A 19,958-nucleotide genomic window follows, 5' to 3' on the forward strand; every position below is an offset into this window, starting at 1 on the left:
AAAGGCCAATCCATCAACAAAGAGTCCATCCTAGACTGCGGAGGTACTCCTTGATCAATTATAAAGTGGCCGTGGTCGTTACCCAGATCGATACTGTCGTGCCCTAACTATTCATATCAGGCGTCTCAGCGGATGGCTTCTGCAGGGTACCGAACAGTCCGACTATCGTTTCAGCCATCCCGCTTGCTGACTTCAGCTGCGCCTCCTCCACCCGGAACACTCCGCTGCTCTCGCCATGCTCCTGGAAGGCAATGCCGCGCCATTCATATTCGTTTGAGGCAGGTTTCTTCTTGAAAGCGATAAGATTCGGGTTGATCAACGAACTCTCCGTTATCTCTGGCATGTCCTGCGCGGGGAACCCTTGTTCATCCGCCCAATCTTTAAGCGATGGGAAGTAGGTGCCGATATTGCCGATCAAGCAGCCCTGACAGCCCCCGTTGTCAAAATATTGGACGAACTCTTTGTCATCCTCCGGGTCTGCAAGCTGTACGCTCGTCGATCCGTTCGCTCCGACATCTGCCGATTGAACGATCCAATCCTTGGGAGCAAGCAGCAAGACATTTTGGTTTCCGTATCCTTGGTTCATCCAATATACAGCTAGCTCATCCTTCAAATCGGATGGAATATCATAATCGAGATCAGCCAAAGGCTGCTCCGGAATGATCGAACGCGGATGCTCGGGATCATCGTCGATTGCGTATTGACCTTGTACACAGCGCAAGGGCATGGGCTGCTTCTGTTCGCCTGTCCCGACTTGAACAGTACCGCATTCTGTTATTCGACTGGCGTTTACGGCTGCGGGTTGATCTTCTTGTTTCTTCTGTTCGGCTTCACCTTGATCGTTCACTGAACCAGCTAGAGATAGGGTATCATCGATGACAGCCGCGGTCTTCGAGGCACATCCGGCAATCGTTAAAGAAATTAACGTTAACAGGACAACGAGTCCTTTAGTATATCGCATAACTACGCTCCCTAATGTTTGCTGATAGGTAGGTAATCTAACTACTTGGTCAATAATAATGGACGTAACCATAACCATAAGGTTGCAGCGCATTTCAAAAGATAATTGTGTATTTAACGGTCAGGAATCTATCGATATTGACAGTTCCATATTTTTCAATTACATTTATTCTTAGTAATTTCATTGGAATAATTTAATTAAGGGGATGAGAAGTGTGAGCGATGTATTGAAAGAGGTATTGGCCGCAAACGAAGCGTATGCCGAATCTTTCGGTGAAAAGTCGGAATTGTCAATCCCGCCAGCTCGGCGATTTGCCGTTTTGACCTGTATGGATGCTAGATTGGATCCAGCGAAGTTTGCAGGGTTAGCCGAAGGTGACGCCCATGTAATCCGCAATGCAGGAGGACGCGCCAGTGACGATGCCATTCGCTCTCTTGTTATCTCCTATAAATTGCTTGGAACGAAAGAATGGTTCGTCATTCACCATACCAACTGCGGCATGGAAACTTTCACGAACGAAACGATTCGCGGCTTGCTCGAGAACAGTCTGGAGACGGCGCAATTGACGGAGCAAGGCTGGAAGGATGTTGGACAAGGTCCAGGATCCAAAGCGGCTCGTTATATCGAATTTTTGACATTTAATGATTTGGAACAGAGCGTTGTAGACGACGTGGAGCGCATCCGCAATCATTCGCTGGTACCGCAAGAGATTCCGATTTATGGCTATATTTATGATGTGAGAAGCGGCCGTTTGATCGAGGTGCCAGAGGCGACACGAATTGGGAGCGCGACTGCGACGGCTGCTGTATAAATGAGGTTGAGATAGAGGTCGATCCTAACAATGACGAAGCCCCGCCGGCGTATGCTGACGGGGCTTTCTTCATTGTTTAAATTCGTCCACCCAAAGTTTGTTCGGCCATTTGAACTAGTCTTCTCGTAATATTGCCACCAATCGTACCTGCATCGCGTGTCACCAGGTTACCGTTGTAGCCGTCAGGCGAAAAAGCGATTCCATGTTCTTGCGCGATTTCGACTTTCATTCTGTCCAGTGCTGCTTTAGCTTGTGGTACAACCAACTGATTGTTTCTAGCCATATATGTCAACTCCCTAGAAGTGATCTTGCATTAATAATTTGTGGCATGTGTTGGATATATATGCATTGGTTTCAGAATTATTTTCTGTAAATGAAATGATACAATTGTATATCACCGATTATATACGGAGGATGTATCATGACTTTCTACGAACCCATGCTGCTTGAACAAGCTGATCATCCATTTGATGATGAGCGATATGTATTTGAACCTTTAATAGATGGACATCGTTTACTCTTATCGTTGAATAAAGGGAAGGTGACACTGTATACGCGACATCATTACGAAGTCACAAGACAATACCCTGAATTACATAATATACCTGTGATTGAGGCGTGTGACGTTGTTCTGGATGGAGAGGTAGCAAGGTCAGACGAAGATGGAAAGTTCGATTTCGAATTGCTCATGGAGCGATTCAGGGCCGCGAAACCGGCTAGGATACGCGAGAATTCAAAGACTAAGCCCGTTCATTATTATGTTTTTGACATCCTTTATTACAACGGTGAAGATATGCGCCTCCGACCTTTGTGGGAACGGAAGCTGTTATTGCACAGGATATTGCAGCCTAACGCATTTTACAGCCTTATGTTGTGTGTAGAGGAGAACGGCAAGGCATTATTCGACCTCATGCAGCAGCGGAATCTCGGGGGGATTGTCGCTAAGAACAGGAATTCGAAATACGTAGGTAAGCGGAGCTCGGATTGGCTGAAGATCATTAACTACACTTACGTTAACGTTGATTTGGTGGGATACCGCAAGAACCAGTTTGGTTGGCTGGCTCACTATCAAGGCCATTCAGTTGGTGTAATCGAATTAGCTGTTCCTCCTGTTGCACGTAAGGCATTCTTTAGTATAGCCGAGCAGATTAAGTGTGCAGAAGATCGTGATTTTGTATACATTCAACCCCATCTTAAGGCTCAAGTTAGAACGCGACATTGGAGCAGAGATGGGATGCTTCGCGCACCGGAGTTCGTTGATTTTGTGGTTTAGATCGACAACGGGAAGATTCCACAAAAAAAATCGACCCTCGCCTTTCAGCGAGGGTCTTTCATGGGAGAGGAGAAACCGGACGAAGAGCTTATGGGGAAACGTAAGTCTTCTCCGCGGTTGTCTACGGCATCTCTCGACGCCGATAATTGTAGGATTACCTTTCCGCACCTTTTTATACCTCAGCTTCCAAAAATGTTTGTGCCACTTCCTCAGCCAGCCCCGTGCTCATCCATCCGTTACAAAATCCGCTCGCCAAGCAAGGAAGCAATCAGCTCCACGGCAAGCCGCGCTGTGCGGTGGCCGTTATCGAGCTGAGGGTTCACTTCGACGACATCGGCGGAGGTGACGATGCCGGACTCCGCCAGCATCTCCATCGCCAGATGCGTCTCGCGGTACATCAGCCCGCCGCGCACCTTCGTGCCGGTGCCTGGTGCTTCGCCGGGATCGACGGAGTCGATATCGAAGCTGAGATGCACCCCGTCCGTACCGTCCGAGACGATGGCGATCGCTTCATCCATCACCGCGGCCATGCCGCGGCGGTCAATGTCGTGCATCGTAAAGCAGTGGATGCCCTCCGACCGAATCAACTGCCGCTCGCCTTCATCCAACTCTCGCGCGCCAACAATCACCGTCCGATCGGCCTGTACCTTCGGATAGCTGCCGCCGATCGATGTTAGTCGGCTGTCGCCATGGCCGAGCGAGCATGCGAGCGACATGCCGTGAATGTTGCCCGACGGCGTCGTGCCCGGCGTATTCAGATCGCCATGCGCGTCGATCCAGAGCACGCCGAGCCGTCGGCGGCCTCTTGCAGCGCCGGCGACTGAGCCGATCGCGATGCTATGATCGCCGCCGAGCAGCAGCGGAAACTGCCCTGCAGCAGCTGCTTGTGCCGTTTTCTGCGCAATCGCTTCGTTCACCGCTGCGATTTTGCCCCAGTAGCGCAAGTGCTGCTCGCTTCGATGATCCAATGACACATCCGGCAGATAGTCCGGCGACTCCACGACGTATGACAGTCCCAGATTCTGAAGCTTCCGTTCAAGGCCAGACAATAGGATAGCCTGAGGTCCATGTGAGGCACCGCGACGGCTCGCCCCCCAGTCGAATGGGGCAGGTATAATCGCGATATGAGGCAATTGGCCAGCGGATTGCGAAGCACGAGTCATCGATGCGCACCTCCTCTTGGCAAGTAGAGTTGTGTTAGCGCCTTTTCAACAGACTGCGAACGACGAACCCGACATTGGCCGGCCGTTCAGCCAGCCGCCGGACAAAATACGGATACCACATCGTCCCGTAAGGTACATAGCTGCGAACCGTGTAGCCCTGCTCGGCAAGCGATAATTGGAGCGGCGTTCGGATGCCGTACAGCATTTGAAATTCAAAAGCCGAATTCGGGATGCAGCGCCGCTTAACGTAGGCTTTGACCCAATCAATGATCTTCTCGTCATGAGTAGCGATTGCAGTATAGACGCCGCTGTCCAGCCGCGAACGGATAAGCCGTTTGAAATTAGAATCCACGTCGCCGCGTTTCGGGTACGCAATCCGCGCAGGCTCTTTATATGCGCCTTTCACTAACCGCACGTTAACTCGTGAAGAAGTCAGCGACTTCAGATCATGATCGCTTCGTCTCAGATAAGCTTGGATGACCGGTCCGACATTCGTCAGCCCTTCTGTGCGAAGCTTCGCAACGATGCGAAGCGTCTTATCGGTATACGGACTGTCCTCCATATCCAAGCGGACGAACATACCGCAGCCAGCCGCTGTCTTCACTATGGTCCGAATTCGTTCATATGTCCGTTCCTCATGGAGAGCTAAACCCATTTGAGTTGGCTTCAAAGAAACATTTCCTTGAATGCCGCGTTCCTTCATGGCAGCAATGAGCGCGCAATATTCGGTTTTATATCCATCTGCCTCGTTATCAGTACGGACGCCTTCTCCCAGATGGTCCATCGTAACGACCAGCTGCTTAGCGTTCAATTCCTGTGCTCGATTGAGCGCCTCATCCCGTGTTTGTCCGGCGACGAAGCGGGCTGCGCCCAGCTTCATTCCATATTTGCGCGAGAGGGCCGCCGCTGCAGGGTTGCCGGCCAGCCCGAGGATGACCGAGCGAAACAGACGAATGCCGATTTCCATCCTCGCCAGCTCCTTCCTGTATGCATTTGTCCTTTCATTGAAAGCTCTGATCCTTAAGTACGTGTTCGATTGTTCGATTTCGAGCACCTGATGCCGAATTCCCTTCCTGTGTTGCTTCGTGATCAAAAAGCGAACTTAAGCAAGCTGTCATGAATTTAGAGGTGGTTGCTTATATATAGACAGGAACTTGTGCCGTCATTCCAGGTGTACAGGCGGCAACTTACGACAATTGGGAGGCGGCTAGTGATGATGGGTCCATTTTGCAATGAGCCGATGACGGATTTCAGCTTGGCAGACAACCGCCGTCTGCTCGAGACAGCGCTGGATGATATCAAAAGAGGTTACGGTCAGCTGTACCCGCTCCTAATCGGGGGAAGAGAGATTGTTCCAGAGAATATGAAGCATTCGATCAACCCTGCAAGGCACGGAGAGACATTAGGCATTGTCGCACAGGCTGACCGCAAACGTGCGGCCGAGTCGGTTGATATCGCCGCGGCTGCTTTTGAACATTGGAAGCGAGTGGACCCGGCTGCTCGCGCGCGGACACTGTATAAGGCGGCAGCGCTGCTGCGCCGAAGGAAACATGAGTTCTCGGCATGGCTTGTTGCAGAAGCAGGCAAGACATGGGTGGAGGCAGACGTCGACACGGCGGAAGCTATCGATTTTCTCGAATATTACGGGAGAGAAGCAGAACGGCTATGCGCCCCTCAGCCGCTTGTTCGCATTCCAGGCGAAGATAATGAATGGACCTATGTACCGCTTGGAGTCGGAATTGTAATTCCGCCGTGGAATTTCCCGCTTGCGATCATGGCAGGGATGACGGCATCAGCCGTTGTTGCGGGCAATACGGTCGTGCTCAAACCAGCATCGGCAACGCCTGTGATTGCGGCTCGTTTTGTACGGCTTATGCATGAAGCGGGGCTGCCTGAGGACGTCATTCAGTTCGTTCCGGGCTCCGGCAGTGAAATCGGCGATGTGCTGATTGATCACCCGCTTACGCGTTTCGTCAGCTTCACAGGGTCTATGGAAGTTGGACTTCGAATTGTGGAGCGGGCTGCAAGGCTGCAGCCTGGACAACGGTGGATTAAGCGAGTTATCGCGGAGCTTGGCGGGAAGGACGCGATCGTCGTCGATCGGGACGCGGATCTGGCTGCTGCTTCGTTAGGCATCGTTCAGTCGGCATTCGGCTATGCGGGGCAAAAGTGTTCGGCTTGCTCACGAGCGATCATACATGCGGATGTATACGAGGAAGTGACGGAGCGTGTAACGGCGCTGACGAAACGGCTCACCATCGGCGATCCGGCGCTGTATGGCACCGATGTCGGGCCGGTAATCGACCGCGCCGCGTACAATAAGATTCGTCAATACGTAACAGCAGGGAAACTTCAAGGCCGCTTGCTTTCAGGCGGAGGAATGGACGACGGAGCGGGATACTTCGTAGAACCAACGATTATTGCAGATGTAGACTCTCAAGCGTCACTTGCACAGGATGAAATATTCGGGCCAGTTCTGGCATGCATTCGTGCGGATGACTTCGGCCACGCGCTGGCGATCGCGAATGATACGCCATATGGCTTGACGGGTTCGGTCTACTCCAACCGCAGAGAGCGGCTTGAGCTCGCACGGGACCTGTTCCATGTAGGCAACTTGTATTTCAACCGGAAGTGTACAGGCGCATTGGTCGGCGTTCATCCATTCGGCGGCTTCAACTTGTCAGGAACAGACTCGAAAGCTGGCGGCCCTGACTATTTGATTCAATTCATGCAGGGCAAGGTCGTATCGGAACGTATGTAGCGAAAAAACAAACAACAGCCGTTCGAATCTGGTTCGAGCGGCTGTTGTTTGTATGCAGTAGAGGTTTCAACATGTTTAGCGTGTAATATGCCTCCACCTGCGATAAATCACCGCATTGTCATCTTCCATTCAATCGCTTTATTACAAACATTCAAATGTGGTACGATATAGCCGATTGATTGATAGAGAGGTTTCATTGTAAGGGGGCAACAACGTGAGAGTGATTGCAGGAACAGCCAAAGGGCGTCCGCTCAAAGCGGTGCCAGGCATGAATACGAGACCAACGACCGACAAGGTCAAAGAGGCGATCTTCAGTATGATCGGTCCTTATTTTGACGGAGGTCTCGCACTTGATTTGTTCGCAGGTACAGGAGGGCTTGGCATTGAGGTGCTGAGCAGAGGGGCGGACAAGGCGATTTTCGTCGATCGGGAGAAAGTAAGCATCGATGTGATTCGGCAGAATGTGAATACTGCGAACTTAGCGGACCGAAGCGAAATTTACCGCAACGATGCAGATCGTGCAGTGAAAGCGATGGCGAAGCGGGGCGAGCAGTTCCGATACATATTCCTGGACCCGCCGTACAAGATGACGAACATGGACGAAATGCTGCAGAGCATCGCATCGCATAATCTGGTAGAACAAGATGCGATCATTGTAGTAGAGCATGAATCTTCGCACTTGTATCCCGAGCAGTTCGGCGGTTTCATTCAACGGAAATATGCAAAGTACGGAGAGACGGCTGTTACGATTTATTCCTATCAGCCTGAAGATGGGGGAAGTGCAGATGAGTAACAGTCAACTAGAAACCAACAATCGCGTCGCCGTATACCCTGGCAGCTTCGATCCGGTCACGTACGGTCATCTGGACATTATCGCGCGCGCATCGAAACAATACGATACTTTGATCGTAGCTGTGTTGAACAATACGAGCAAGAGTCCGATGTTTTCCGTCGAAGAGCGTAAAGCGCTGCTGCAAGAAGTAACGCGCGAGTTTCCGAACGTTCAGATCGACAGCTTCCGTGATCTGCTCGTCCGCTTTATGAAGTCGAAGCAGGCGGGTACGATCGTTCGCGGCATTCGCTCCGTATCCGACTTCGAGTATGAACTGCAGATGGCGTCTACGAATCATTTGCTCGAGCCGGACATCGAGACGATCTTCATGATGACGAATCCCAAATGGTCGTACTTAAGCTCCAGCATTGTGAAAGAGATTGCACGGTTCAAAGGCAACGTGTCTGAGCTTGTTCCGCCGTTCGTGAGAACGAAACTCGAGGAGAAGGTGCACTCTATTCAAGGCTGATTATCCAGTTCAATAGAACAGTCTAAAGTCAACGTTTGATCTTGATTCGCAAGGGCAGTGACACTAGGGCAGCGGACACGATCAATAACGCGAATGCCAGGAGTGCGGCAGGGATGTAGTGCCAGAACGATGTGAGGTCCGAGGCGTGTATGAACACGTCGTTGATCCATCGGTTTGCGCTGTCCGGGATAAGGGCTGTTTGGTCAAAATTAGCCGCTGACATTGCGCCCCCGTGCTGTTTGATGAGTGAGCTGAATGGCCGCCATAGCAGCAGGACAAGCACGGCAGCAAGAATAGCATGAACGACGCGCGAGGCAATAAAGGGCAGCAGCCGCAGATCGGTTCCTTGAATCGCGGCGCTCGTCTGCGCGATTGCGCCAAGTCCGCTCCAGGCGAGACCAGCAGCCGTCGCGGCAATCGGAAGCGCGGCGCTCACATTCGCGCTGAACGAACTGGAGGCTGAATAAGCGCCCAGGTGGCTTTCCATTAGTGCTGCCAGCACCCAGTGCGGAAGATGGAGCAGCAGGCTTGCTGCGTCCCAGAGCGGCTCCAGTAGTCGTACGACTACTGCACATATAATGATGATCCCGCCTGCGGCGAGCAGCTTCTGAACGGCACTGATCGTAGCATCTCCGAGTGCTTGACCGAACGAGCGTCCATCGCGGTCATGCGCTGCCTGCATCGCAGAAGCCGCTCTCGATAGCAGTTTGCGCGGAGCGGCAGAAGGAACTGCACTTGTCGATTTCTTAGCCATATCGTGACGTGTTTGAGGCGTGAGGCGATCTTTGAACGATAGCACTAGGGCCGGGATAAGGCTGCTCGTCCATACCGCGATCGCAGCTAAGAAGCCGTACGCAGGCTGCTTCATGAACCCGACGCCGACGACGATGATCATGAATAACGGATTTGGCATATGTGCCAAAGCGAGAAGACGTTGGCCTTCTGATCGAGATACTTCGCCGCTGCGGCGAAGTGTTGCTGCCGCTTCAGAGCCAACAGCATAGCCGCCTGACCAGCCGGCAGCAATTGCAAGACCCGCTGGACCAGGCAGCCGCAGCAGCTTCCTCGTCAGCGGCTCCATCAAGTGTCCGGCGAGCGTGGTGACGCCGAATGCGCTCATCAGTTCGAACAGCACTAAGAATGGCATTAGGCCAGGAAATACGATCGTCCACCACAGCGTAAGTCCTTGCAGCGATGCCTGGAAGGTTGCGTCTGGCTGGCGAATGACAGCTGCTACGAGCAGGATGGAGACGATCGCAAGCACAATGGTGCGGCGCATGGGCAGTCTCCTTTCAATGACGGTCGGCTCCGACCCCAAACATGGGAGACGGGCAATCCGTACATTGTACGTGCTATGGCGGCATGATAGACCATTTGATCTGTTAGTTAGCACAAATAGCCATGACAACCGGCTAGGTTGTCATGGCTATCCTCGTGTTATTCGTTAATTGGATCTGCATTCGATGTGATACGTATCGGCTGCTCGTAATAGTCACGCAGCAGGTCGCGTGATGCTGCATTCGCATTCCTTGCTAGTGCGTAGACGGCGGTTGCGCGGATGTCGAGCGGCAAGAAGGGCAATTGTTCAGGGGCGCCTGCGGCGCTCGTCAGTACCGGCCAACGTGACGCTGTGCGCATTTTCTTCAGCAGAGATTGGCCTTTAGACGTGAAACCAAGTACGCGAATGTAACCGGGTCCGTCTGCAAGCTTGTCGGGTGTCAGCTCGTTCTTCTTATGTCCAAGCAATACGGCGAGCAGCGCACGCTGCAGCTTCGTTCGCGTATATCGTTTCGTCTTGAGCTGCTCCAGCAACGGCTCAAAACGAATCTCGTCCAGCTGTCTTAAAGTGTGAAGCAGTCGATGCTCCAGCCCTTCAGTCATTTCGTGAATGTCTCCGAGTTCTTCGATGGAGCGCGTTAAGATCGCATGAAACAGCTGTTTCTCGAACAACCGCCAATCTGCGGCGATGAGGCCATTATCTCGTTCACGCTGCATAAGGGCAAGTGTTGTGCTCGGTACGAATGGTCGGGCAGCATCCAAATCGCCAGCTTCAAGCAGCAGCTTACGAATGGCGGTTGCACTCGCGATGGATTCATCGGAAGGCTTCTGATCATTATAGCCAGATTTCTCTCTGCGGATCGTATAAGGCGTAATGGCACTTCCCAATCGCTTAATGGCGAGTGTATAATGCAGTCCTAACGAATTGTTAGGCTGCGCCACTGCGAGAGGAGGAATTCCCTGCTCTGCTGCATGAGCAGACAATGCCCATTCGTAAGCGGCGGGGTAAGGCACGCCTTCCGCTAACCGGTCATGAAGTGCTTGCTTGAATGATACAGGTTCTTCACGCAAAATATCGGCTGCCGCACAGAACGAATCGATGTCGCCTGATTCGCTGCCGAAGCACAACGTGTCAACGACACCAGTCGCATCAAGAACGGCTACTGCGCCGCGCGCGAACCATTCTGCCGACTGTGTCGAATAGGCTACTGGCAGCTCCAGCACGAGATCGCAGCCACCACGGAGCGCCATCTCCGCGCGCGTCCATTTGTCTAACAGCGCAGGTTCGCCGCGCTGAAGGAAATGACCGCTCATGACGGCAACGACAGCGTCAGCGCCCGTTATTTTTCGAGATTGCTGTACATGATAGTAATGTCCATTATGAAAAGGGTTGTATTCGACTACAATACCGACCGTACGCATGGAGATCCTCCGATTCGGATACTTATCATTGAAATTCAAGAAAGTACAAGTTTCTTGCACCATCATATCATGCGCTGAAAATGTTGACAAAACCATTGTCGAGTCGATATAATAATCTTTGTTTGTTTGGGGTGATCTCATGCAATTTCGTATTCAAGAAGTGTTAACCAAAGGGAAGCTTCCTATTATCCAAGAGACGGTTCAGGTTGATTCGCTGTTGAAAGGTCGCAGAGATGTGCTGTCGGCAAGTCCGATGCAGGTCGAGCTTAACATTACAGCAGTAGACGGCTTGATTCACGTTGATGGACATTTGACTTCCGAGCTTGAGATGGCTTGTTCCCGCTGTTTGAACCCGGCCGCCGTTAAGGTGGACGTGCCGTTCCATGAACAGTTCAAACAGGTCGCTGAGCTGTCGCCTGAAGATGAAGAATCGGATGATGATACGATAGAAGTGATCGGTGATGCCATCGACCTGAAGCCGTACGTTGAAGATTTGTGGCTCCTAGAGCTGCCCTTCGTGCCGATGTGCAGCAGCGATTGCAAGGGACTATGCTCTGAATGCGGGCAGAACTTGAATGAACATGAATGCGGCTGTAACCGTGGATCCATTGATCCTCGACTTGCTGCTCTTAAAGATTTGTTCATTGACGACAACAAATAACGAGCTGCTTCTGCAGCTGTAATTCTGTGAAGGAGGTGGGAAACATGGCAGTACCACAACGAAGAACTTCCAAAACTCGCCGCGACAAACGTCGTACGCACTTTAAACTGGCGGTGCCAGGTATGGTGAAATGCGAGCAATGTGGAGAATTGAAACTTGCTCACCACGTATGCAAAGTGTGCGGGTATTACAAAACGAAAGAGATCATTTCGCAATAAGCCGGTTTCCCACTCGTAGTGCTTCATCTCGCGATGAAGTGCTATTTTTTTCAACACCGAGTGGACTTTGTGTTTAATGGTGTAGATGATCTGACGGCGCTTGCGAAGTTGATCGGTTCTGCTCATGAACTGAATCGGCATTGCATAGCGCCGTCTTTTTATTAATCGGAAGTTAGATTCTTATTGGCGATAAATCTTACCTTATCCTTTCGAAGCTGTTTTGCTCCGCAAAACTGGAGGTCGCTCATCTCAGAGTTGCCTCGATAAAGGATTTCTCTCCACATAAGAATTGTAATTAACCGAATATTAAGGAGAATTAAGATTCTTATTGGCGATAAATCTTACCTTTAAACGCGGTCGCTCATCTCAGAGTTGCCTCGATAAAGGATTTCTCTCCACATAAGAATTGTAATGAACCGAATATCAAGGAAAAGTAAGATTCTTATTGGCGATAAAACCTTCCTCTAAACGCGGTCGCTCATCTCAGAGTTGCCTCGATAAAGGATTTCTCATATACTAATTTAGTACCAGGTTATAATAGCTGATTTCATTTTTGCGATTTCGCGAATAATTTATAATGAACAACCATGCACGATTACAGAGTAAAGGAGGTGCCAGCCATCGAACGTTTACCCAAACGTCAGCGTCATCAGCAGCTTTCGAAGCTGATCGAAGAGAATCCGTTCATCACGGACCGTGAATTGACACGTCTGCTGAAGGTCAGCATCCAGACGATCAGACTTGACCGGCTAGAACTCGCCATCCCAGAGCTGAGAGAAAGGCTGAAGCTGATGGCTGAGCGATCCTATGATTCGGTCCGCTCGCTGCCGCTGCATGAAGTAATCGGCGATATTGTTGATTTGCAGCTTGATCGAAGCGGGATTTCGATGTTCGAAATTATGCACGAGCATGTCTTTTCCCGGACGGGTATAGCGAGGGGGCACCATGTGTTCGCACAAGCCAATTCGCTGGCAGTTGCAGTTATTGATGATGAAATTGCGCTCACAGCAACGGCCGATATCCGGTTTATCCGATCGGTCAAGCTTGGTGAGAAATGTATAGCGAAAGCCTATGTACGCTCTATCTCTGGGGAGAAAAGCAAAGCAAAGGTTGAAGTGTTCACATACGTTGGAGAAGAGATGGTGTTTCAAGGGAACTTTGTCATCTATCGGTCCGCGGGAGAGCACATCGGTGAGGGAGGAATAGAACGTGCGGATCGTTATTGATGCGATGGGTGGAGACCACGCGCCAGGACTTATTGTTCAAGGCGCATTGAATGCCGCAGCCGAATGGTCAGACATTCAGCTAGTTCTCGTTGGTGATACAGCTGCCATTGAGGCGTGCATACAAGGTAATAAACCGTCCAACGTAACAATTGAACATGCGGAAGAAGTGATCGGCCCGGATGAAGAGCCTGTAAGGGCTGTTCGCCGCAAAAAGCAATCGTCCATGGTTATCGCAGGCCAGCTGGTGCGTGAAGGCAAAGCTGATGCAATGATCTCTGCTGGCAACACGGGCGCGCTTATGACAACAGGCTTGCTCGTAGTTGGCCGGATGGAGGGAATCGAGCGTCCAGCGCTGGCGCAGCTGATGCCTACGATGGATGACATTGGCGTCCTCGCAATGGACCTTGGCGCGAACATGGATGCTAAGCCAGAGCATCTGCTGCAATATGCAACGATTGGCAGCATCTATCGGAAACAAGTGGACGGTCTCAGCCAGCCGCGTGTAGGCCTGCTTAACGTTGGTACGGAAGAGCGTAAAGGCAATGAGCTGACGAAGGCTGCGTTCGATCTGCTGGAGGCGTCCCCGCTTAATTTTATCGGCAATGTTGAGGCTCGTGACGTACTCCATCACAATTGTGATGTTCTTGTATGCGACGGTTTCGCAGGGAACATTATGCTCAAGGCAATGGAAGGCACGGCGAGTACGATCATGGGAACGCTCAAGACGGAGTTCAAGCGATCCATGCTGACGAAGCTGGCCGCAGCCATTATGATGCCGGGCTTGCGTTCGCTGGGTAAGAAAATGGACTACAAAGAGCATGGCGGCGCGCTGCTGCTCGGAGTTAACGGATTGGTCGTGAAGGCGCATGGCTCTTCCGATGCCAAAGCGGTTAAGAATGCTATACGTCAGACGCGCAATGCGCTGATTAGCGACGTTACTACATGCATGGCTAACGAAATTAGCGGGAAGTGAGAGGGACTACCATGTTGAATACGCCATCGGTCGGTATTATCGGAACAGGCAAATACGTGCCGGAGCGCGTATTAACGAATGCTGAGCTCGAACAAATGGTCGAAACGAATGACGAGTGGATCGTCACGCGTACCGGCATTCGGGAGCGTCGTATTGCTGCGCCAAACCAAGCTACTTCGGATTTGGCATTTCGTGCATCGCAGGAAGCGCTGCGTGCAGCTGGGCTGACAGCAGAAGATATCGATCTTATTATTGTTGCAACGATTACGCCAGATATGTTCTTCCCATCGACGGCATGCTTGCTGCAGGATAAACTCGGTGCGAAGAAAGCTGCTGCGTTTGACTTGTCGGCAGCTTGCTCAGGATTTATTTACAGCCTGGCAACTGCTTCGAGCATGATTGCTACGGGTATGTACAAACATGCACTGGTTGTAGGTGCAGAGTGCCTGTCGCGTATTACGGATTATACGGATCGCAACACATGCATCTTGTTCGGCGATGGCGCTGGCGCTGTTGTTCTTGGTCCAGTTGAAGAAGGACGGGGCTTCAAATCGTTCGAGCTTGGCGCGGACGGAAGCGGCGGCGAGCTGCTCTGCATCAGCGGCGGCGGATCTCGACTGCCGGCAACAGCAGCATCAATTGATGAGAAGAAGCACTTCATCCATATGGCAGGCAACGACGTATTCAAATTCGCCGTTCGCATTATGGGCAGTGCGGCCGAAGAGGCGCTCCGCAAAGCGGGCCTCGAGAAGAGCGACATCGACCTCCTCGTTCCTCACCAGGCGAACATTCGCATCATCAACTCGGCGATCAACCGCCTTGATCTGCCAGAAGACAAGTGCATGGTCAACCTTGACAAATACGGCAACATGTCCGCTGCATCGATCCCAGTCGCACTGGCCGAAGCAGTCGAACAAGGCCGAGTCAACAAAGGCGACACGCTTGTCCTCGTAGGTTTCGGCGGCGGCCTCACTTGGGGAGCTTCCGTGCTGAACTGGTAACACAGTAGGTCTTGGGATTGCTTTTATGATTTAGGTTTTTGTTTTTATCTATTTTTACTGTTGTTTCGCCCTTAGTTCTCAAGCATATGGTTGATCCCGCAGGGATCCATATGCCTCACTCCCACGGTCCCGAAGGGGCCTACATAGTCTTTTAACTAACGGAGCGGCCGCTTAGGCCATCGCGTCAACATAGGCAGGAGCACCTAAGGTAGAGCGTGTCCCGACAGGGACGACAAGCGGCTTGCAGCAGGAAGTCGCCACAGGTGCGCCGAATCAAGGTGAGCAGACGTTCTAACGGCAATAGGTATGAACCAATGGAGCTTGATGTGGTTGTTGGTTGTCCCGATCAGGGACGAACATCAACAACCACATCAAGCGGGCTTACGCACCAACCCAATCAAGACCAGTCCTGCGGGAGTCCAGAGGGCAGCTGTCCTCTGGGGCCCTCCCTTTGAAGGGAGGGTTTGGGCGGGTAGAAGATATTTAAAAGGAGGTTTTAGTTTGTCCCAAATTGCATTCGTTTTTCCAGGCCAAGGCGCTCAAGCCGTCGGCATGGGCAAGGACGCATTCGAATCGTTCGAAGGCTCGCGCAGCGTTTTTGAACAAGCGGACGAAGCGCTCGGCTTCGCTTTGACGGATATTATTTTCAACGGACCAGATGATGCGCTGAAACAGACGGCAAACACGCAGCCAGCCTTGCTAACAGTCAGTGTGGCACTGCTCGAAGCACTCAAAGGCCGCGGCCTGACGCCTGATTATGTAGCGGGCCACAGCCTTGGCGAGTACAGTGCGCTCGTAGCAGCAGGTGTTCTGTCGTTCTCCGATGCTGTACGTACCGTACGAGCTCGCGGTGAATATATGGAACAAGCTGTGCCGGGCGGCACTGGTGCAATGGCAGCGGTTCTTGGCGCTGAACGTGATGCGCTAGCTGCATTGTGCAGCACCGTGTCAGCAGATGCAGGCGCTGTGGAATTGGCTAACGTCAACTGCCCGGGCCAAATCGTTGTATCCGGCACGGCAGCAGGCGTACAAGCTGTTGTTGAACGCGGCAAGGAAGCTGGCGCGAAACGCGTAATTCCGCTAGAAGTAAGCGGTCCATTCCACTCTTCGCTTATGAAGCCAGCGGCAGCGAAGCTTGCGGATACGCTTGAGACGGTATCTTTTGCAGATGCATCGGTACCCGTAATTGCGAACGTAACGGCTGAACCTGTCACCGAAGGCGCTGCTATTCGCCAATTGCTCATTGAGCAGGTTTACTCGCCGGTACTGTGGGAAGACAGTGTACAGAAGCTGATCGCGCTTGGCGTTGATACATTTGTAGAGATTGGCTCTGGCAATGTGCTTGCAGGCTTGATCAAAAAAATCGACCGCAATGTAAAGATTATTTCTATCAACAGTGTTCAGTCACTTGAAGCTGCAGTAAATCCGGTTGCGTAAGACTGGCGTATATACTGGCAAGGCGTATGCTTACGATATAAGCATACGCCTTGCAGGTAGTGATTCGTAGAAGGAGGGTCTGAACATGTTTGCAGGTCTGGAAGGTAAGGCGGCGCTCGTCACGGGCGCATCTCGTGGTCTTGGCCGCGCAATCGCCATTGCACTCGCAGAAGCAGGCGCTGATGTTGCAGTTAACTATGCAGGCAGTGAAGCCGCTGCAGTCGAGACAGCTAATGCGATCGAGGCGCTTGGCCGCCGTGCGATTCTCGTGCAAGGAAATGTAGGTAAGTCCGAGGAATTCGAAGCAATCGTGAAAAAGACGATCGAAGAGTTCGGAAAACTGGATATTCTGGTGAATAATGCCGGCATTACTAGAGATAATTTAATCATGCGCATGAAGGAAGAAGAGTTCGATCAAGTCATTGAGACGAATCTTAAAGGTGTGTTCAATGGGATTAAATCCGTTTCGCGCCAAATGATGAAGCAGCGTTCAGGCCGCATCATTAACATTTCTTCTGTTGTAGGCTCGCTCGGTAACCCGGGTCAAGCAAACTATGTTGCTGCGAAGGCTGGCGTCATCGGCCTGACGAAGTCGGCAGCGCGCGAGCTTGCTTCCCGCGGCATTACTGTGAACTGCATCGCGCCAGGCTTCATCGAGACGGAAATGACGGATAAATTGTCCGATGAGGCGAAAGCCCATCATACTGGACAAATTCCGCTTGCTCGCATGGGTCAACCGAACGATATCGCACAAGCTGTTCGTTTCTTGGCTTCTGATGCTGCGTCCTACATGACAGGACAAACCATTCACATTGATGGTGGCATGTACATGTAACATTTGTAAACCTTTCATTACGGGTACAAATGAAACGGTTACGCTGGCATTTTGTCCGCAATTCTCGTATAATACCAAAGAGGAGGTGAACCGGAATGTCCGAAGTACTGGATCGCGTTAAACGCATCGTCGTTGACCGCCTCGGCGCAGAAGAATCAGAAGTTACGCTAGAAGCGAGCTTCAAGGATGACCTCGGCGCAGACTCGCTCGACGTCGTTGAGCTGGTTATGGAGCTGGAAGACGAGTTTGACTTGGAGATTTCTGATGAAGACGCAGAAAAGATCACCACTGTGGGAGAAGTAGTAAATTACATACAATCTCATACGTAAGGTTCGTAAGTCCCGTTATTGCAACGGGACTTCTCTCCATCATATAGTCTTTTTTTTGAGAGTCCAAGCATAGGGAATAGTCACGAAGATAAAGCTTTTCGTTATATATACATTCGCACAACGGTGGCAGCGTCTAGCGCTGCTATCAATATCGCTGTCCGTAGAGGTGAACACAATGAAACAGAGAGTTGTCGTCACAGGCATGGGGGTCATGACCTCGCTCGGTAACGATTTGGAACAATTCTGGGGTAATTTGATGGAAGGGAAGTCGGGCGTATCGCTTGTTGAAGCGTTCGATGTATCCGAATATCCGACGCGTATCGCAGCGGAGATCAAAGGATTCAACCCTGAGCTATATGCTGATAAGAAAGAAGCGCGCAAGATGGATCGTTTCGTGCAGTTCGCAGTAGCTGCATCGAAGAAAGCGGTCGAGGATGCAGGTCTTGCTATCGGCGAGAATGCTGATCCTGAGCGTGTTGGTGTTATGATCGGTTCCGGTATCGGTGGTCTAGGTACTTGGGAAGATCAGCATAACATCCTGCTTGAGAAAGGTCCGAAACGCGTCAGCCCATTCTTTATTCCGATGATGATCGCGAATATGGCGTCCGGACAAGTGTCGATGGCAACAGGGGCGAAAGGTCCGAACAGCACGGCAGTTACGGCATGTGCAACGGGAACCCACTCCATTGGCGACTCGTACAAAATGATTCAACGCGGCGATGCCGAAGTTATGATTTGCGGCGGTGCTGAAGCGACAATCAGACCAACGGGGATGGCTGGATTTTGCGCCATGCGCGCGATGAGCGTACGGAACGACGAACCAGAGAAAGCAAGCCGGCCGTTTGATATCGACCGCGACGGTTTCGTCATGGGCGAAGGCTCTGGCGTACTCGTACTTGAGTCGCTTGAGCATGCACAGAAGCGGGGCGCACGCATTTATGCCGAAGTGATCGGCTATGGCATGAGCGGTGACGCTCACCATATGACTGAGCCGGATCCAGACGGCGCAGCACGCTGCATGACGCGCGCGCTGAAGGATGCTGCGATCGCTCCAGAAGAAATTGATTACATTAATGCGCATGGTACGTCGACGCCAGTCGGCGACCGTTCCGAGACGCTTGCTGTTAAGAAAGCGTTCGGCGACTATGCCTATAAAGTTGCGATCAGCTCGACGAAGTCGATGACGGGTCACCTGCTCGGCGCTGCCGGCGGTGTTGAAGCTGTCATACTCGGCCTGACGATCAAGAACGGCATCATTGCACCAACGATTAACCTGGACAATCCGGATCCAGAATGCGACCTCGATTATGTACCGAATACGCCGCGTAAAGCGAACGTGCGGACGGCGTTGTCCAACTCCTTCGGCTTCGGCGGTCACAATGCGACGATTGTGATGAGAGCGTATGAGGCATGATGCACTAGATCAACTGCAGAACCGGCTTCAGATTCGTTTTCGTCAGCCACGGCTGTTGAAGCAAGCGTTCACGCATACCTCGTATGTGAACGAGCATCGTGGCAAGCCCATTGAGGATAACGAGCGGCTCGAGTTTCTCGGCGATGCCGTACTCCAATTGCTCGTTTCCGAGCATTTGTTCCTTACGTATCCGAACCGACCCGAAGGCGAGCTTACGCGGATGCGCGCTTCGATCGTGTGTGAGCCTTCGCTTGCACGCTTCGCGGAATTGCTCGGGCTTGGCGCGTGCGTCATGCTCGGACGCGGCGAGGAGCAGCTTGGCGGCCGTCATCGGCCGGCACTTCTAGCCGATCTGTTCGAATCATTCATCGGCGCGATATATCTAGATCAGGGGTTCGAACGAGTACGGACGTTTCTCTCGGAGCAGGTTTTCCCGCATATCGAAGAGAACGGTTCACTGCTCGTGAAAGACTTCAAGTCGAAGCTGCAGGAGAAAGCGCAGCATGGCGCGCTTGGTCCTGTTGAATATCGCATCGCGGAAGAACGCGGACCTGCGCATGATCGCGAGTTTGTCGTTGAGGTTCGTATCGGCGAGCAGACATATGGAGTAGGCGTTGGACGAACGAAGAAGGAAGCTGAGCAGCGTTCCGCGGAAGCGGCCTGCACGCAGCTTGAGCAGCAAAAGTAAATGAAGGATAGGCGCTGCACAGCGGAAATGATTGATGCTGTTGCAGCGCTTTGTTGTGTTTTTTACCTTAAATGCGTGTTCAAAAAGTTCGGTTTTCAGCACCTGATGTCGAAATCACTTCTTGTGAAGCTTCGTAATCAAAAGCGGTCTTTTTGAACTACCTCAGAAAGGCGTAGCACAGCTCACTCCTGACCTTTCCACTGCAT

At 51.8% G+C, this 19,958-nt stretch carries 21 protein-coding genes; 15 read left to right on the top strand and 6 right to left on the bottom strand.

Going from position 1 to position 19,958, the window contains the following annotated elements:
• Positions 1 to 103: 103 nt before the first annotated feature.
• A complete protein-coding gene (locus H8B09_RS05445) occupies positions 104 to 961 on the bottom strand; it encodes a DUF4850 domain-containing protein (RefSeq protein WP_191202405.1) in 858 nt (285 codons plus the stop codon).
• Between the two features lie 214 nt (positions 962 to 1,175).
• Between H8B09_RS05445 and H8B09_RS05450 the strand changes: the two genes are divergently transcribed.
• Positions 1,176 to 1,772, top strand: a complete 597-nt coding sequence (locus tag H8B09_RS05450; RefSeq protein WP_191202406.1) for a beta-class carbonic anhydrase — start codon at positions 1,176 to 1,178, stop codon at positions 1,770 to 1,772.
• 76 nt (positions 1,773 to 1,848) lie between these two features.
• On the opposite strand, the gene H8B09_RS05455 is transcribed toward H8B09_RS05450, so the two are convergent.
• Positions 1,849 to 2,055: an alpha/beta-type small acid-soluble spore protein gene (locus H8B09_RS05455; protein WP_191202407.1), complete on the bottom strand. Its 207-nt coding sequence runs from the start codon at positions 2,053 to 2,055 to the stop codon at positions 1,849 to 1,851.
• Between the two features lie 138 nt (positions 2,056 to 2,193).
• Between H8B09_RS05455 and H8B09_RS05460 the strand changes: the two genes are divergently transcribed.
• Positions 2,194 to 3,045 carry an ATP-dependent DNA ligase gene (locus H8B09_RS05460; RefSeq protein ID WP_191202408.1) on the top strand — a complete coding sequence of 284 codons (852 nt, stop codon included), beginning with the start codon at positions 2,194 to 2,196 and terminating at the stop codon, positions 3,043 to 3,045.
• 236 nt (positions 3,046 to 3,281) lie between these two features.
• Here H8B09_RS05460 and rocF read toward each other — a convergent pair whose 3' ends face one another.
• Together rocF and H8B09_RS05470 are read right to left on the bottom strand one after the other, a co-directional pair.
• Positions 3,282 to 4,208 (bottom strand): arginase, encoded by a 927-nt coding sequence (gene rocF, locus H8B09_RS05465; protein ID WP_191202409.1) that lies wholly within the window; start codon positions 4,206 to 4,208, stop codon positions 3,282 to 3,284.
• Between the two features lie 34 nt (positions 4,209 to 4,242).
• On the bottom strand, positions 4,243 to 5,175 hold the full coding sequence (locus H8B09_RS05470) for a proline dehydrogenase family protein (protein ID WP_191202410.1): 933 nt from the start codon (positions 5,173 to 5,175) through the stop codon (positions 4,243 to 4,245).
• A gap of 246 nt (positions 5,176 to 5,421) precedes the next feature.
• Between H8B09_RS05470 and pruA the strand changes: the two genes are divergently transcribed.
• From pruA to coaD, 3 genes are all read left to right on the top strand, one after another.
• Complete coding sequence (pruA, locus tag H8B09_RS05475; RefSeq protein WP_191202411.1) at positions 5,422 to 6,969, top strand: L-glutamate gamma-semialdehyde dehydrogenase; 1,548 nt, start codon at positions 5,422 to 5,424, stop codon at positions 6,967 to 6,969.
• Positions 6,970 to 7,183: 214 nt separating this feature from the next.
• Positions 7,184 to 7,762, top strand: coding sequence for a 16S rRNA (guanine(966)-N(2))-methyltransferase RsmD (gene rsmD, locus H8B09_RS05480; RefSeq protein ID WP_191202412.1), 579 nt, complete (start codon positions 7,184 to 7,186; stop codon positions 7,760 to 7,762).
• Positions 7,755 to 8,270 (top strand): pantetheine-phosphate adenylyltransferase, encoded by a 516-nt coding sequence (gene coaD / locus H8B09_RS05485; RefSeq protein WP_191202413.1) that lies wholly within the window; start codon positions 7,755 to 7,757, stop codon positions 8,268 to 8,270. Before rsmD ends, coaD begins: the two co-directional genes overlap by 8 nt.
• Before the next feature lie 28 nt (positions 8,271 to 8,298).
• Here coaD and H8B09_RS05490 read toward each other — a convergent pair whose 3' ends face one another.
• Positions 8,299 to 9,549 (bottom strand): nucleoside recognition domain-containing protein, encoded by a 1,251-nt coding sequence (locus H8B09_RS05490; RefSeq protein WP_191202414.1) that lies wholly within the window; start codon positions 9,547 to 9,549, stop codon positions 8,299 to 8,301.
• Positions 9,550 to 9,707: 158 nt separating this feature from the next.
• Entirely contained in the window at positions 9,708 to 10,970 is a 1,263-nt protein-coding gene (locus H8B09_RS05495) for a nucleotidyltransferase (RefSeq protein ID WP_191202822.1), read from the bottom strand.
• Positions 10,971 to 11,109: 139 nt separating this feature from the next.
• Here H8B09_RS05495 and H8B09_RS05500 point away from each other — a divergent pair, with 139 nt between their 5' ends.
• From H8B09_RS05500 to rnc, 10 genes are all read left to right on the top strand, one after another.
• A complete protein-coding gene (locus tag H8B09_RS05500; RefSeq protein ID WP_191202415.1) occupies positions 11,110 to 11,631 on the top strand; it encodes a YceD family protein in 522 nt (173 codons plus the stop codon).
• Positions 11,632 to 11,675: 44 nt separating this feature from the next.
• A complete protein-coding gene (gene rpmF, locus H8B09_RS05505) occupies positions 11,676 to 11,849 on the top strand; it encodes a 50S ribosomal protein L32 (RefSeq protein WP_006036546.1) in 174 nt (57 codons plus the stop codon).
• A gap of 587 nt (positions 11,850 to 12,436) precedes the next feature.
• Complete coding sequence (gene fapR / locus H8B09_RS05510) at positions 12,437 to 13,075, top strand: transcription factor FapR (RefSeq protein ID WP_191202416.1); 639 nt, start codon at positions 12,437 to 12,439, stop codon at positions 13,073 to 13,075.
• Positions 13,059 to 14,048, top strand: coding sequence for a phosphate acyltransferase PlsX (gene plsX / locus H8B09_RS05515; RefSeq protein ID WP_191202417.1), 990 nt, complete (start codon positions 13,059 to 13,061; stop codon positions 14,046 to 14,048). The genes fapR and plsX overlap by 17 nt, the downstream gene beginning before the upstream one ends.
• A 14-nt stretch (positions 14,049 to 14,062) precedes the next feature.
• Complete coding sequence (locus H8B09_RS05520; RefSeq protein WP_318152556.1) at positions 14,063 to 15,049, top strand: beta-ketoacyl-ACP synthase III; 987 nt, start codon at positions 14,063 to 14,065, stop codon at positions 15,047 to 15,049.
• Between the two features lie 501 nt (positions 15,050 to 15,550).
• Positions 15,551 to 16,486 carry an ACP S-malonyltransferase gene (gene fabD, locus H8B09_RS05525; protein WP_191202419.1) on the top strand — a complete coding sequence of 312 codons (936 nt, stop codon included), beginning with the start codon at positions 15,551 to 15,553 and terminating at the stop codon, positions 16,484 to 16,486.
• A gap of 85 nt (positions 16,487 to 16,571) precedes the next feature.
• Positions 16,572 to 17,321, top strand: a complete 750-nt coding sequence (gene fabG, locus H8B09_RS05530) for a 3-oxoacyl-[acyl-carrier-protein] reductase (RefSeq protein ID WP_191202420.1) — start codon at positions 16,572 to 16,574, stop codon at positions 17,319 to 17,321.
• 95 nt (positions 17,322 to 17,416) lie between these two features.
• Positions 17,417 to 17,650, top strand: coding sequence for an acyl carrier protein (locus tag H8B09_RS05535; protein WP_110043041.1), 234 nt, complete (start codon positions 17,417 to 17,419; stop codon positions 17,648 to 17,650).
• Between the two features lie 175 nt (positions 17,651 to 17,825).
• Complete coding sequence (fabF, locus tag H8B09_RS05540; RefSeq protein WP_191202421.1) at positions 17,826 to 19,064, top strand: beta-ketoacyl-ACP synthase II; 1,239 nt, start codon at positions 17,826 to 17,828, stop codon at positions 19,062 to 19,064.
• Positions 19,054 to 19,752: a ribonuclease III gene (gene rnc / locus H8B09_RS05545; protein WP_191202422.1), complete on the top strand. Its 699-nt coding sequence runs from the start codon at positions 19,054 to 19,056 to the stop codon at positions 19,750 to 19,752. Before fabF ends, rnc begins: the two co-directional genes overlap by 11 nt.
• Positions 19,753 to 19,958 lie beyond the last annotated feature (206 nt).

Origin of the sequence: Paenibacillus terricola, assembly GCF_014779765.1 — a bacterium.
Lineage (GTDB): Bacteria > Bacillota > Bacilli > Paenibacillales > Paenibacillaceae > Paenibacillus_T > Paenibacillus_T terricola.